This is a genomic window from Nocardia sp. NPDC055165, from assembly GCF_053606985.1.
In genome coordinates this window covers 123,905-137,933 of sequence record NZ_JBSGSS010000004.1, presented here as the reverse complement: position 1 = coordinate 137,933, position 14,029 = coordinate 123,905, and the positions used below count along the sequence as shown (strand labels likewise).

Here is a 14,029-nt window from a genome sequence, read left to right as displayed (position 1 = left end):
GGGAGTGGTGGCATGGCGCGCAAGCGTGAGGTGCGGTTCGAACCGGCGGTGGCGAAGCCGGGGGCGCTGCGACCCGCGGTCTCGCCCGGCGACGATCCGATCGACGAACTGACCGTCACCGACGTCGAATATCGTGACGCGGATTTCGCCGAGCGTCACGTCTCCGGCATGAGCGTCGAGGCCTGCCTGTTCGACAGCGTTCGGTTTCCGAGCACCCTGCGCCACAGCACCATCGCCGAATCCACGCTGCGGGTCTGCGATCTGGCCAACGTTCAGGCCGATGACTCCTCGATGATCGAATCCCTGATCGAGCACGGTCGTCTCACCGGATTGTCGTGGACCGCAGGTGTTCTCCGCGACGTCCTGATCGACTCCACGCGCGCCGACCTGTCCTCCTTCGCCCAATCCCGCCTGCGCACAGTGGTGTTCCGGGACTGCGATCTACGTCAAGCCGACTTCCAGAGCGCCGAGTTCCGCAACGTCCGCTTCGAACGCTGCAACCTCGTCGGAGCCCGTTTTGCCGGCGCCCGCATCCAGCAGAACCTGCGCTTCGAAGACTGCGACCTCACCGGCATCTACGGCATCACCGCCCTGCGCGGCGCCACCATCAACGGCGGCGACCCGGAGGGACTGGCGTCGACTCTCGCGCGCGAACTCGGCATCACCGTCGAATGGCACACCGACATCGCGGAGAACTAGCCGAGCCAATCGAGCACCGAAGCGGCAGTCCAGGATTGCTGCATACTCCCCAGTGGAGCGCCGGTGAACGGCTCGTAGTACTCGGCGAAGCTGCCGTCACTGGCTTGGCGCAGGCCTTCGGCGCGGAGCATGTAGGAGCGCTCCGCCCAGCCACGGCGGGCGAAGGCCCAGGAGAACAGCCAGCTCATCACCGGCCAGACGGGGCCGCGCCAGTATTCGCGGGAGCGGAAGTCCTTGGCGACCGGCGAGGTCGACGGTGGCAGGGCGTAGCGCAGGTCGGGGTGGCCGCAGAAGCGTGGGCCCTCGAAGGTGTTGAGGAGGGCGCGCTCGGCGTGGCGGGGCAGGCCACCCGAGATCAGCGGAGCGAACATGGCGAGGGTCTCGGTACTGATCCAGCGTTGCAGGCGGACGTCGTAGTCCTTTGCGGCGCCGGTCCGTTCGTCGGTGGTGGCGACCACGCCCTTGCGGAAACGGTCGGCCCAGCCGTGTAGTTCGCGGACGTCGGCGTGCGGTTGTTTGTACTCCTCGCCGATATCGGCGAGCACCTCGCAGGCCAGTGCGAAGATCGCCGACACGAACACGTCCTCCACGGCGAAACTCATCACCGAGGTGAGCTGGAAATCGTCGTAGTTCGCGCGCCGCATCTGCTCGACCAGCCACAGGTAGCGGTCGTACTCACGGTCGCTCGGCCGCTGGGTGGGGTCGGAGATGATCGAGGTGTCCGCGCGCCGGTACGGCGGAAGATCCGTCCCCGGAACAACATTGGCGTAGGCGCGGTCCCAGCGCGGCGAGTTGTCCATGCCGGATTCCCAGCCGTGATACAGCGTGATCCGCCCGGTTTCCTTCGGGTCGCGGGCATGCGCGAGCCAGCGGTGCCAGCGCACCAGATCAGGCCAGCGGCGGTTCAGGAATTCCTCGGCGACCGCGCGGGTGGAGCGGCCGTGCCTGCGGGAATGATCGAGGATGCGCTGCACGGCGATGGCGTGGACCGGTGGCTGAGTGATGCCGGAGGTGTCGGGCCCGTCGGGGGCGTTGCTGGCCAGCTTGCGACATTCCCACCGCGCGGGCCCGGGAAAGTATCCGTCGACACCGTTGGCGAACACGATGTGCGGGATCATCCCGTTCTTCCACTGCGCCGACAGCAGCGTGTCGAGCTCGACCACCGCCCGCTCCACGCTCAACGGCGCCAGCCCCACCGCCACGAACGCCGCGTCCCAGCTCCACATGTGCGGGTAGAGGCGGGGCGCGGCGCTGGTCATCGTGCCCAGGTCGTTGCCCCGCAGGAGGTAGGCGGCGCGGGCCGCGAGCTGCGTCGAGGTGAAACCTGGGTCGGTCATCTATCTATTCTGCGGTGGAGCAGGCCCGGTGGCATCTCGACGGCACTGTGACGATCAGTACCCGGCTTGACGCGACCCGTTCTGCGCCGCCGACCCGACCGAGCTGAGCATGGTGGTGATGCACAGCCCGACCAGCAGGTTGATCGCCGCGGTCGCGATCTTGGCGTCCAGGTCGGCGACCAGCGTGAACGGCAGAATCACCGCGACGGCCGTCAGGAGCAGGCAGATCCAGGTGAAGAAGGTGAGCGGGCTCGGCATCGCCAGCAAGAGCACCATCAACAGTGCTGTCGCCAGCAGCGCGGCGCCCGCGGCGGCGATGGCGTAGGAGGTGGTGGAGACGGTGCCGTACGCACCCGCGCCCTCGGGCGAGAGGATCGCGATGCCGAGCACACCGCGGATCAGCATGATCGCGACGACCACCAGCAACGCGGCCACGACGGCCGTGCCGATACCGCCTGCCCACAGCTTGCCCACATTGACCTTCGGCTCCGGCTCGCCCTGCGGATACTGGGGCTGGCCCTGGCCGTATTGGGGCTGGCCCTGGTGCTGGGGGTACTGCGGGTCCGCTGGTCCGTAGTTGTACCGGGGATCGGTCATAGTCCGACGGTACTAGTCGGTGCTGTCATCCGCGCGCGGAAACGGCCAGGGTGTCGAGATCTCCGTGCCCGCTAGCGTGGGATGTATGACGGTGACCAGTACTCCCGCCCAGACCGCTCTCATCACCGGCGCGAGCCGTGGACTCGGTGCCGCGATCGCCCGCGAACTCGCGCCCACCCACGACCTGCTGCTCGGTGCCAGATCCGCCGACGCGCTGAAGCCGATTCTCACCGAGCTGCCCGAGGCGACGGGCTGGCCGGTCGCGCTCACCGACTACGCGGCGGTCGCCGCGGCCGCCGAGCCGATCTCGCGACTCGATGTCCTCGTGCACAACGCGGGTATCGCCGACCTCGGAACGGTCGCCGAGTCCTCGGTCGAGCAGTGGCGCGAAACCCTCGAGGTCAACCTGATCGCGGTTGCCGAGCTGACAAGGGTGTTGCTGCCCGCACTGCGTGCCGCGAACGGGCACGTGGTGCTCATCAATTCGGGCGCGGGATTGCGCGCGCATCCCGGCTGGGGCTCCTATGCGGCCGGCAAGTTCGGGCTGCGCGCCTTCGCCGACGCGCTGCGTCAGGAGGAACCCTTGCTGCGGGTGACCTCGCTTTTCCCCGGTCGCATCGACACCGATATGCAGCGGGCGATCGTCGCCGACGAGGGTCGCGAGTACCGGCCGGAGGAGTTCCTCACCGCCGAAACGGTGGCCGGTGCCGTGCGAACGGCCGTCGACACCCCACGGGACGGGCATCCGACCGAGATCGTGTTGCGGCCGCGCTGACCGCGACGGGGCGATTCGGTATGGTCGCCGATAGCTGCGTCCAGGGGGTCGGCGCTGGAATTCGCACAGAGGTATCCGCTGGTTCAGGCGCTCGATGGATTCGGTGGGTACCGTGCCGCTGATTTGATCGTGCCCTGGCTCGTGGCGAGGTGCACCCGGTTCGAGTAGGGGTTCGGTAAGTGGATAGACGTCGAATGCTGGCGATGTTGGCCGCGGGTACCGCCGTGGCGCTGACCGGCTGCGCGACCGCCGAGGGCGAGACCGTCGCGGCGGGTTCCGGCGGCGAGATCCCCACGCCGCCGCCCGCTCCGACCCCCGTCCAGCCACTGCTCCCGCCCCCGCCGGGCGGGCCGAAGTCGATCATTCCCCCGAAGCCCATCACCGCGCTGCCCGGCCAGGGGCTCACCATGGCACTGACGGTCGACGACGGCGCGAGTGCCGAAGTCGTCGGCGCGTACGTGAAATGGGCGAAGGACACCGGCGCCCGCTTCACCTTCTTCGTCACCGGCTACTACGACTCCTGGACCATCCACCGCGACGCGCTGCGCCCGCTGGTGGAATCGGGCCAGATCCAGCTCGGCAACCACACCTGGGACCACGCCGCCCTGACCAAGATCAGTACCACCGAGGTGGCCGACCAGCTCGGTCGCACGAAAACGTTCCTGCGCAACAACTTCGGCGTCGACGGTACCCCGTACTATCGACCGCCGTTCGGATACCACAACGCCACCGTCGACAAAGTGGCCGCCGACCTCGGCTACACCGTCCCCGCCATGTGGTACGGCTCCCTGTCCGACTCGGGTCTCATCACCGAGGAATACCTGATCGAGTGCGCGCACAAATACTTCGCCGCCCAGTCGATCGTCATCGGCCACGCCAACTTCCCACCGGTCACCCACTGCTACGGCCAGCTGGTCGACATCATCAGGTCACGCAACCTGGCGCTGGTCACGCTGAACGACGTCCTGGAAGTACGAAGCTGATCTCGCAATAACATGGGTAACTCACCGGGCACGAGCTGACCCGCCCACCTCACAAAGCTTGCCGCGTCCCCGACTCTCCCCGTACCCGGGTCTGGCCGACAGACCCGGGGAGGCGGCTACGGCACGATGTTGACCATCTTCCCCGGCACCACGATGATCTTGCGGGGCGCCTGACCGTCGAGCAGGGCGATGACCTTCTCGTCGGCCAGGGCGGCGGCCTCGATCGACGCGGGGTCGGCGTCGGCGGGGACCTGGATTCGGCTGCGGACCTTGCCCTTCACCTGGATCGGGTATTCCACCGAGTCCGCCACCAGCAGTGCGGGGTCGGCGGCGGGGAAGGGGCCGTGGGCCAGGGAGGTGGTGTGGCCCAGGCGTTCCCACAGTTCCTCGGCGATGTGGGGAGCCAGCGGAGCGAGCATCAGCACCAGGGGTTCCACGGCGGCGCGGGGGGCGCCGGTGGGGTAGTTCTTGGTGAGATGGTTGGTCAGCTCGATCAGCTTGGCGCCCGCGGTGTTGTCGCGCAGCGCGGCCAGGTCCTCGTCGACGCCGGCGATGGTGCGGTGCACCAGGCGCAGGGTTTCATCCGAGGGTGCGGCGTCGGTGGCCTTCACCGTGCCGGTTTCCTCGTCGACCACCAGGCGCCAGACGCGCTGCAGGAAGCGGTGCGCGCCGACGACGTCCTTGGTCGCCCACGGGCGCGAGGTGTCGAGCGGACCCATCGACATCTCGTAGAAGCGGAAGGTATCGGCGCCGTAGAGGTCGCACATCTCGTCGGGCGAGATGGCGTTCTTCAGCGACTTGCCGATCTTGCCGTACTCCTGGGAGACCTCGATCTCGACGCCATCGGCCCCGGTCCAGAAGAACTTCGCGTCACGTTCGACGACCTCGGCGGCGGGCACATACGCACCGCGCTCGTCGGTGTACGCGTAACCCTGCACGTAACCCTGGTTGTACAGACGGCGGTAGGGCTCGCTGCCCGACACATCGCCCAGGTCGAAGAGCACTTTCTGCCAGAACCGCGCGTACAGCAGGTGCAGCACCGCGTGCTCCACCCCGCCGACGTACAGGTCGACACCGCCCGGATCGTTCGGGCCGTGCTCGGCCGTGCGCGGGCCGAGCCAGTACTTCTCGTTCTCCTCGGCGCAGAACGTCTCGGCGTTGGTCGGGTCGGCGTAGCGCAGCTGGTACCACGACGATCCGGCCCAGTTGGGCATCACATTGGTGTCGCGTCGGTACTGCTTGGGCCCGTCGCCCAGATCCAGCTCCACGTTCACCCAATCGGTGGCCTTGGCCAGCGGCGGGGACGGCTCGGAGTCGGCGTCGTCGGCGTCGAAGGTGACCGGCGCGAAATCTTCCATCTCCGGAAGTTCCACGGGCAGCATGGATTCCGGCAGCGCGTGAGCCACGCCGTCGGCGTCGTAGACGATCGGGAACGGCTCGCCCCAGTACCGCTGACGCGCGAACAGCCAGTCGCGCAGCTTGTACTGGACGGTGCCGGTGCCGTGACCCTCGGCTTCGAGGTGGCCGATCATCGTCGCCTTGGCCTCGTCGACCGAAAGCCCGTTCAGGAAGCCGGAATTCACCAGCTTGCCCTCGCCGGAGTGGACCGCTTCGGCGACGTTCCCACCGTCGATCACCTCGATGATCGGCAGATTCAGCGCTGTCGCGAAATCCCAGTCACGGCTGTCGTGGCCGGGCACCGCCATGATGGCGCCGGTGCCGTAGCCGCTCAGCACGTAGTCGGCGATGAAGATCGGCACCTGCGAGCCGTCGGCCGGGTTGGTGGCGTAGGAGCCGAGGAAGACGCCGGTCTTCTCCTTGTTCTCCTGACGTTCCAGATCCGACTTCGCCGCGATCGACTTGCGGTATGCGGCAACGGCTTCCGCGGGGGTGGCGCTGTCGTTGGTCCAGCGGGCATCCGTATCGGCGGGCCAGGCGGCGGCCGTCAGTTTGTCGACCAGCTCGTGCTCGGGGGCCAGCACCACGTACGTCGCGCCGAACAGGGTGTCGGGGCGGGTGGTGAACACCTCGATGGTCTCGCCGTCGGCGTCGAACCGCACCTGGGCGCCACGCGAGCGCCCGATCCAGTTGCGCTGCATGGACTTCACATTGTCCGGCCAGTCCAGGGTGTCCAGGTCGTCGACCAGGCGGTCGGAGTAGGCGGTGATGCGCATCATCCACTGCCACATGCGCTTACGGAACACGGGGAAGTTCCCGCGCTCGCTGCGCCCGTCGGCGGTGACCTCTTCGTTCGACAGCACGGTGCCGAGTCCCGGGCACCAGTTGACGATCGAATCCGATTGGTACACCAGGCGGTACGAGTCGATCAGCGCGCCTCGCTCAGCCGCCGACATGGTGTTCCAGTCCCCTTCGGGGACCGGCCGCGCGCCGGTGGCGAACTGCTCTTCCAGCTCCGCGATCGGCCGGGCCCGACCGGCTTCCTGGTCGTACCAGGCGTTGTAGATGCGCAGGAAGATCCACTGCGTCCACCGGTAGTACTCGGGGTCGGTGGTGGCGAACGAACGCCGCGGGTCGTGGCCGAGGCCCAGCCGGTCCAGCTGACGCTGCATGGTCGCGATGTTGGCCTCGGTGGTCACCCGCGGGTGCGCGCCGGTCTGTACCGCGTACTGCTCGGCGGGCAGACCGAAGGCGTCGTAGCCGAGCGCGTGCAGCACGTTGCGCCCACGCATGCGGTGGTAGCGGCCGAAGACGTCGGTGGCGATATAGCCCAGCGGGTGGCCGACGTGCAGGCCCGCGCCCGAGGGGAACGGGAACATGTCCTGGATGAACAGCTTGTCGGCCGGCGTCTCCCCGGCGAGCGGCCCGACCGGGTTGGGCGCGTTGAAGGTGCCGCGCTCGGTCCAGTTCTGCTGCCAGCGGCGTTCGATCCGCCCAGCCAGCTCGGCGTTGTACCGGTGCTGAGGTACGTCAGTCTCGGTTGCACGAGTGTCCTGCACGGTCCTGCCTTCTTGTTCTCGCCGATCCCCGGTAAACATCGTCTAACAGAGTATCGGAGCAGTTATTGTCGGTACGTCCTGGCAGACTCCGGCGAATGGCACGCCACACGACGTTCCGATATCGCCTCGAACCGACGGTCGAGCAGCGATCGGTCCTGTCGCGGCATGCCGGCGCTGCGCGGTTTGCGTACAACCATTGCCTGGCCGGGGTGAAAACAGGCATGGACAAGCGCAGTCGAGATCCGGCTGTGAAAGTCCCGTGGTCAGGATTCGACCAGATCAACGCGTTCAATACGTTCAAGCGGTCTGAGCGGGCCGGACGGATGATCGCAGTGGATACGGCTGGTACAGCCGAGGTTGTAGAAATAGGATTGACCTGGCGAACGGCGGTTTGCCAGCAAGTGTTCGAGGAAGCCGCAGTAGACCTCGGCCATGGCCTGGCCGCATGGGCGACGGCCCAGTCCGGTACCGGCAACAAGGTCGGTTTTCCTCGGTTCAAGAAGAAGTCCGGGAAGCGATCGTTTCGTCTGCGCAACAAGTACACCAGCGGCAATCGGCCTCCGATCCGAGTCGGTGCGGACACCACACCGCGGTCGGTGCGGTTGCCCGGGATCGGGGTAGTCGGGGTATCCGAGGACACCAGGCCGTTGCGGCGAATGCTTGCGAAGAACCGGGCGAAGATCGTGTCCGCGACCCTCGTCGAGAAGGTCGGCCGGTGGTCGGTCTCACTGACTGTCGAAGCCTGCGACCGGCACGTCGGATTCAAGCATCCGGCTCGTGGCCAGAACGATGCTGGTGGTTGGGTCGGGGTCGACCGGGGTTTGTCGGCATTGATCGTCGCGGCTACGGCCGACGGCAGCGAGGTGGCGCGGGTTGTCGGCCGGCCCGCTCGCCTTGCAGCCGGGACCCGAAAGCAGCGGCAGCTGGCTCGGGATGTGAATCGCCGGGTGAAAGGATCACACCGCCGTCGAAAAGCTGTCGCGTGCCTTGCACAGCATCATCGCCGTGTCCGCAATACGCGCGCCCACGCGCTGCATCAGGTGTCACATGATCTGGTCAAAACCCACGACCGAATTGTGTTGGAGAACCTGAACATCGACGGGATGCGTCGCAATCGCCACCTCGCACGTGCGATCAGTGACGCTGGATGGGGTGAGTTCGCCCGCCAAGTCCAATACAAGCAACAGTGGTACGGCGGGCAGGTATTGATCGCCGACCGGTGGTTTGCCTCCAGTAAGACCTGCTCGGGCTGTGGATCTCGTGTAGCGGCATTGTCGCTGGCCCAGCGGGTTTTTACCTGCACCGATTGCAAGCACAGTCTTGATCGCGATCTCAACGCCGCGGTCAATCTCGCCGCCTGGGGCGAAAGACAACACCAGGCTCGGGAGCCCGAAGCGCGAGCCCCGGTTATCAATGTCCGTGGACGGGAAGGCTCTGGCCGACACTCTGGTGTCGGTGAAACCAGCCCGGAAGAAGCGGAAACCGACACTGACCCGGCATCAGCCGCGTAAGCGAGGACGTCCGAGAAGGACGGTGCCAGGAATCACCACCGTGATTCTCGGACACGCTGGAACAGCGTAGAACGTCGTAAGGATTGTGTGGGCCGTCACCCTGCCGGGGAGCTCTTGATCAGCCATTCGTACGGGTGCGCTAGCCTGCATGAATGGTCGTCGTCGCTCTCCTGTTGTTCGCGCTGGCCGCGGTCGCGATTGTGACCGGCGTGCTCGGACTGCTCGGCAAACTGCCCCGCAACCGCTTCCTCGGTGTCACCACCGAAGCCGCGCTACACAGTGACGACAATTTCCGCATCGCCAATCGCATCGCCGCCCCCACCTCCGTCGGCGCGGGTGCTCTGCTGTTCGCCGGCGGACTGGTCGTGCTGGTCGCCGGTGGTCTTGCGAGCGTCGGCGTAGCCGCACTCGTCGCGGTCATCGCCATTTTCACCCTCGGCGCAGGCGCCAACGCCGCCGCCCGCACAGTAGAACCCCTCCTCCCGCCCGCCCCCGTCGGCGGCTGCGGCTCCTCCTGCGGCGGCTGCTCACTCCGCGACACCTGCGCCCCCGCCAACTAACCCTCTAGCGGCAGGGTCCTGCGTTCCGGTACAACAGGAGGCAGGACCTTGATCGGGGGGAATTGTGAAGGTTGTTGGGGCTGGGCTTGTTCTTGCGCTGATCGGGGCGATCACTACCGGCTATTCGGCGACCGCGGGGATCGTGCTGATTGTCGTCGGGGCGGTCGCTGTGGTGGTCGGTGGCGTTCTCGCCTTTCGCGATCCCGGAGGTTCTCGGAAGTCGAAGCGGTGGTGGGCCGCGGGGTCGACCGCGGGCGGGGTCAGCTGGTTCGGTGACGGCGGCGGGCAGTCGCACGGCGGCGGTGGGGGAAACAGCGGCAGCGGCGGGCACGGTGGCGGCGGTTGTAGCGGTGGCTGCGGAGGCGGCGGGTGTGGGGGTGGCGGCGGCGAATGATCGCTGACCGCACCCTCGTCAGTGGTTGAACCACAAGGGGATTGCAAGGACGCGCGGTTACGGTCGGCCTCGACATACCGAAGGTAGGGCTCGTGCGTCTCAGCAATGTCGCCGCCACTGTTCTCGTCCTCTTGTCGGAGGGCTCGGCGTGGTGGGAATCGTGGCCTAGGTAATTCGGTGTCGCCGGTCTGCGGCGGCGCTCATCTCGGGGGAGGAACCATGGTCTTTGTCGTGGCGTTCATCGTCGCTGTAGTCGGGCTGTTGCTCGGCGGTGGTATCGGAGCAGTGCTGCTGGCGACCACGATCGTGCTGGTGCTGTTCGGGCTCGTCATGCTCGGTGCCACACCGGAAGCCAGAACCGAACGCGACGCGGCCGCGGTTCGTCGGGCGCGTCGGCGTGCGACGTCGGGGCAGGTGCGGCGTGCGACGAGCCGGAGACGGTCGGCGTGGTCGAGTGGAGGTGGCCGCAGTGATTCGTCGAGCGGTGACTATTCGTCGACCAGTGGTGATTGACGGTCGCTGCTGCGACATCGTTTCGCGCGGAAAGCGTTCGGGTACAACGTAGTAACAACTGATCTGGGGGGAATCATGAAGGTATTCGGGCTCGGACTGGCACTGTTCTTCGTCGGATTGTTCATCGGCGCATTCGAACCGGTGCTCGGTGTGCTGGTCATCTTGGTCTCGGTGGGCTTCATCGCGACCGGTTGTGTCCAGCTCAACCGCGCGTCCGGACATCGACAGACGCACTCCGGCGGCCGCCGCGATCGGGGTTGGGCCGCGGGCGGAGCCGCTGCTGCGGGCACGTACGGCTCCGGCGACAGCGGTAGTAGCGGAAGCAGTTGCGGCGGCGGAGGCGGCGGCGGTTGTGGTGGGGGCGGCGGCGGGGGCTGCTGACCGAGCGTTCTCACCGCTGGTCGACCGCAAGGGGATTGCAAGAACGCGCGGTTACGGTCGGCCTCGACATACCGATCCAGGTAGGGGGTCCCCATGAACTTCATCGATGTGATCGCCACGTTGCTCGCGATCGTCGTAGTCGCGGTATTTGCCGTTCTGGTCATCGGAGGTCCGGTGGTGATCATCGGGATGATCATTCGGGCGACCGATACCCCGGCCGACAGGACCAGGCGCGCGCAGCGGGCCGCGAATCTACAGCGGGCGCGCACCCACTCGCGGGCACGGCGCTCGGGCTCGAGTGGCTGGAGCTCCACTGACAGCAGCTGGTCCAGCGGCAGCGCCTGGTCGGCGAGCAGCGACTCCGGATCCAGCAGCGGCAGCAGTTGCGGCGGCGGCAGTAGCAGCAGTTGCGGTGGGGGAAGTAGCTGCGGTGGGGGAAGTAGCAGTAGTTGCGGCGGCGGAAGTAGCTGCTGATATCTGAACGGACAATCCTCATGCTCTACGCTGCGGGAATTCTGGTAGCTCTGGTCGGGCTGATCGCCGCCGGCCATTCGCCGCTGGCCGGCCTCGGCCTGCTGGGCTTCGCGGTGACACTGCTGACGATCGGCGGTGTGCTGAGTTTCCGGAATTCGCGCCGCTTGCGGTCGAAATACCAGCGTCTGCGGATCGATACCGGCGGCAAGGCCGGTCGACGAGGGATCGACGACGCGGACTCGCTGAGCGCGACCTACGGCGGCGGCGACTGAGGACTGGTTGCCGCGTCGGGCTGCCCGAAAGCGAATTGCAAGGACTCGCGATTACGGTCGGTCCAGACATACCCGGTCGCACCACGCGATCGACATTCGCAGGAGGTTTCCGATGGCAGCTACGCGTTCTGACCTGCGGGGGAGCAGGGAGTACATGGCCGGGGCGCTGGTGCTGCTGATTGTCGGGCTGATCTCCGCGGCATACGGATGGATGTTCACGGCGGCGATCCTGTTCGGCTCGCTGGTGTTCTTCGTCATGGGCGTCACCCGGATCGTGCTGCGGCCGAAGCGGGGCACCGGTGGCGCTGCGCGCAGGTCGGGATGGCTTGCCGCGGGGAGTGCCGGTGCCGGGTTCGCCGGGACCGGTGACGGTGGCAGCGGGGGTAGCTGTGGTGGCGGGAGTGGGTGCGGCGGCGGGGGCGGCTGTGGTGGTGGCGGCGGGTGCTGAACCGCGGATGACCGGGACCTGGTGGAGGGGGCCGGGTCCCGGTCGTGGTGACCCGGCCGGTGGCCGGGTCGGGTTCCGTTGTCGAAGGGTTACCGCAGGTCGACGAGGGCGGCGTGGACGGCGTGCCCGGCGGCGGGATCGCCGACCGTGATGCGAGCGCTGCCGTCCGGGTAGGCCTTCGCTTTGATACCGGCGCGGCGCAGGGCGGTGGCCACGCCGGGTCCGGGTAGGTAGAGGAAGTTCGCGTGACTGGGCGGTACGTCGATTCCGCAGGCACGCAGAGTGATTCGCAGGCTGTCGCGTTCGCGGTTGATGCGGTCCACCCGGTCGCGGAGTTCCGTGCCCGCCGCGTAGGCGGCGCGCACCGCGGCGATGGACGCGGTGGGAGTGCCGAAGGGCAACTGCTGGTGGCGGATTCGTTCGATCAGTTTTCCGCGGCCCACGCAGTAGCCGATCCGCAGCCCGGCCAGTCCGTACGCCTTCGAGAAGGTGCGCAGGATCAACAGATTCGGGTGACGGTGCAGCAGGGTGTGGATATCGAGACGGTCCGCCGGATCGAGGAATTCGACGTAGGCCTCGTCGAGGAGCACCGGTACGCGGTGCGGTATCGCGGCGAGGAAGGAGCGCACCGCCGTCGCGTCGAGGACGGTGCCGGTGGGATTGTGCGGGCGGCACAGCACGACCAGGCAGGTGCGCCGGTTCACCGAGCGGCGCATGGCGGTCAGATCCTGATTGCCGCCGGAGTCGAGGGGGATCGGGACAAGGGTCATCCCGGCCATCTCGGCCATGATCGGGTAGCCGTCGAAAGTGGGTGTGCCGGTCAGAAGTTCACCGGTGCCGAGCGCCCGCATCACCTGCATGGCGACACCGGTGGCCCCCGCGCCGACCACCACATCGTCGGGCGAGACCCCGAGGTGGTCGGCGATCACCCGCGGCAGTTCCTCCGGCAGGAACTCCGGATACCGGTTGGCCTGGGTGAGCGCGGCATTCACCGCTGCCAGCACGGAGGGCAGTGGGGGAAAGGGGTTCTCGCTGAGACCGAGGTCGAACAGCGTGGGTGTCGCCGTGGCATGGAACCGACGGGAGGGGATCGTCGGTTCCACCAGCCGCACAGTCATCGCGCCGCGCCCCAGCGAATAGCCGCCGCACCGGCGAAATCACCCGCGTGCGCGAACGCCGACAGCAGAACCACCGACCCGTTGCGCAACCGGCCTGCTCGGTTCTCCGCATCGAGAGTGACGGGAATGCCCGCGGCGAACAGGTTTCCGCACTCGTCGAAGGTATCGGGATGACGTTCGGCGGGCAGCTCCAGCGCGTCGTGCCAGTTGCGCAGGAACAGCCGGTTGGGCTGATTGGTGACGAAGGTGTCGATATCGCTGCTCTTCACCCCGATCCGCTTGCAGACCTCCAGCGCCACCTCCGGCACCAGCCGATTGCCACGCGCGAACACCTTGGTGATCTTGGATTCGGAGAAGCTCACGCAGCCCTGGCCCTCGCCCGGCTCCCAGTACTTGCGGGGACCGTTCGTGGAAAAGTCCATGTCACCGGCGAATTCGGGATAGGTGCGGGTTTCGATATCGAGGATCGGGCCCGAATCATCCTTGCGCAGCAGGCCGATTCCGCACCCGTCGCCCGGCACCGGCGCCTGCGCCAATTTCCGGATATCGGGCTGGGTGAACACCGGGCCCGCACAATTCTGCGCGGCGACGATCAGCGCGGTCTTCGCCTCGCTGGTGGCCATCATCATCCGGGCCATCGCCATCATCTGGACGAACGCGGCGCACCCGCTGTTGTGCACATCGAGTACCTGCGACGGACGAGCGCCCAGCCGGCGAGCCAGTTCGGGGCCCGCGCCCAGCACCGGATTGTCGGGCAGTTGGGTGTGGGTGATGATGATGTCGATCTCGGACGCGAGGTCGGCGCCGTGGCGTTCGCGCAGCTGGGCGAAAGCCTGCTCGGCCATGTCGACGGCGGTTTCGTCGCGGCCGATGTGATGACGGCCGGTCGGCGAACGGAACATCACGTTCTTCGCCATCCGCTCCGAGCGGGAGAACTGGGTGAAGTAGTCGGTCGGGACGGGGTCGCCGGGCAGATAGCTCGCGACGTCGATCAGACTCACCTGCGGCAT

At 67.2% G+C, this 14,029-nt stretch carries 14 protein-coding genes; 9 read left to right on the top strand and 5 right to left on the bottom strand.

The annotated features are described in order from the left end of the window. The first annotated feature begins 12 nt into the window (after nucleotides 1–12). Nucleotides 13–699, top strand: coding sequence for a pentapeptide repeat-containing protein (locus ACWFRF_RS10060; RefSeq protein WP_449966503.1), 687 nt, complete (start codon nucleotides 13–15; stop codon nucleotides 697–699). On the opposite strand, the gene ggh is transcribed toward ACWFRF_RS10060, so the two are convergent. Together ggh and ACWFRF_RS10050 are read right to left on the bottom strand one after the other, a co-directional pair. Next, nucleotides 696–2,036: a glucosylglycerate hydrolase gene (gene ggh, locus ACWFRF_RS10055; protein ID WP_378989237.1), complete on the bottom strand. Its 1,341-nt coding sequence runs from the start codon at nucleotides 2,034–2,036 to the stop codon at nucleotides 696–698. The genes ACWFRF_RS10060 and ggh overlap by 4 nt on opposite strands. 54 nt (nucleotides 2,037–2,090) lie before the next feature. Next, nucleotides 2,091–2,633 carry a DUF6069 family protein gene (locus ACWFRF_RS10050; protein WP_379318613.1) on the bottom strand — a complete coding sequence of 181 codons (543 nt, stop codon included), beginning with the start codon at nucleotides 2,631–2,633 and terminating at the stop codon, nucleotides 2,091–2,093. An 85-nt stretch (nucleotides 2,634–2,718) separates the two neighbouring features. On the opposite strand from ACWFRF_RS10050, the gene ACWFRF_RS10045 reads away from it, so the two are divergent. Together ACWFRF_RS10045 and ACWFRF_RS10040 are read left to right on the top strand one after the other, a co-directional pair. Continuing rightward, nucleotides 2,719–3,408 carry an SDR family oxidoreductase gene (locus ACWFRF_RS10045; RefSeq protein WP_452449608.1) on the top strand — a complete coding sequence of 230 codons (690 nt, stop codon included), beginning with the start codon at nucleotides 2,719–2,721 and terminating at the stop codon, nucleotides 3,406–3,408. Between the two features lie 194 nt (nucleotides 3,409–3,602). Further along, the gene (locus tag ACWFRF_RS10040; protein ID WP_378989536.1) at nucleotides 3,603–4,391 is read left to right on the top strand and encodes a polysaccharide deacetylase family protein; all 789 of its coding nucleotides are present in this window, start codon (nucleotides 3,603–3,605) and stop codon (nucleotides 4,389–4,391) included. A 116-nt stretch (nucleotides 4,392–4,507) separates the two neighbouring features. On the opposite strand, the gene leuS is transcribed toward ACWFRF_RS10040, so the two are convergent. After that, nucleotides 4,508–7,348 carry a leucine--tRNA ligase gene (leuS, locus tag ACWFRF_RS10035; RefSeq protein WP_449966496.1) on the bottom strand — a complete coding sequence of 947 codons (2,841 nt, stop codon included), beginning with the start codon at nucleotides 7,346–7,348 and terminating at the stop codon, nucleotides 4,508–4,510. A 95-nt stretch (nucleotides 7,349–7,443) separates the two neighbouring features. Between leuS and ACWFRF_RS10030 the strand changes: the two genes are divergently transcribed. From ACWFRF_RS10030 to ACWFRF_RS10005, 6 genes are all read left to right on the top strand, one after another. Then, nucleotides 7,444–8,859 (top strand): RNA-guided endonuclease InsQ/TnpB family protein, encoded by a 1,416-nt coding sequence (locus ACWFRF_RS10030; protein WP_452449606.1) that lies wholly within the window; start codon nucleotides 7,444–7,446, stop codon nucleotides 8,857–8,859. Nucleotides 8,860–9,011: 152 nt separating this feature from the next. Further along, a complete protein-coding gene (locus ACWFRF_RS10025; protein WP_378989233.1) occupies nucleotides 9,012–9,419 on the top strand; it encodes an SdpI family protein in 408 nt (135 codons plus the stop codon). 613 nt (nucleotides 9,420–10,032) lie between these two features. After that, nucleotides 10,033–10,326 (top strand): hypothetical protein, encoded by a 294-nt coding sequence (locus ACWFRF_RS10020; RefSeq protein WP_378989232.1) that lies wholly within the window; start codon nucleotides 10,033–10,035, stop codon nucleotides 10,324–10,326. 75 nt (nucleotides 10,327–10,401) lie between these two features. Next, nucleotides 10,402–10,707, top strand: a complete 306-nt coding sequence (locus ACWFRF_RS10015; protein WP_449966488.1) for a hypothetical protein — start codon at nucleotides 10,402–10,404, stop codon at nucleotides 10,705–10,707. Between the two features lie 494 nt (nucleotides 10,708–11,201). Beyond that, nucleotides 11,202–11,453 (top strand): hypothetical protein, encoded by a 252-nt coding sequence (locus ACWFRF_RS10010; RefSeq protein ID WP_378989230.1) that lies wholly within the window; start codon nucleotides 11,202–11,204, stop codon nucleotides 11,451–11,453. A 112-nt stretch (nucleotides 11,454–11,565) separates the two neighbouring features. Further along, on the top strand, nucleotides 11,566–11,901 hold the full coding sequence (locus ACWFRF_RS10005; RefSeq protein ID WP_378989229.1) for a hypothetical protein: 336 nt from the start codon (nucleotides 11,566–11,568) through the stop codon (nucleotides 11,899–11,901). An 89-nt stretch (nucleotides 11,902–11,990) separates the two neighbouring features. Here the strand turns inward: ACWFRF_RS10005 and ACWFRF_RS10000 are convergent, their stop codons facing one another. Together ACWFRF_RS10000 and ACWFRF_RS09995 are read right to left on the bottom strand one after the other, a co-directional pair. Next, complete coding sequence (locus ACWFRF_RS10000) at nucleotides 11,991–13,019, bottom strand: aminotransferase class I/II-fold pyridoxal phosphate-dependent enzyme (protein ID WP_449966483.1); 1,029 nt, start codon at nucleotides 13,017–13,019, stop codon at nucleotides 11,991–11,993. Beyond that, nucleotides 13,016–14,029 carry a 3-oxoacyl-ACP synthase III family protein gene (locus ACWFRF_RS09995; protein WP_378989534.1) on the bottom strand — a complete coding sequence of 338 codons (1,014 nt, stop codon included), beginning with the start codon at nucleotides 14,027–14,029 and terminating at the stop codon, nucleotides 13,016–13,018. Before ACWFRF_RS09995 ends, ACWFRF_RS10000 begins: the two co-directional genes overlap by 4 nt.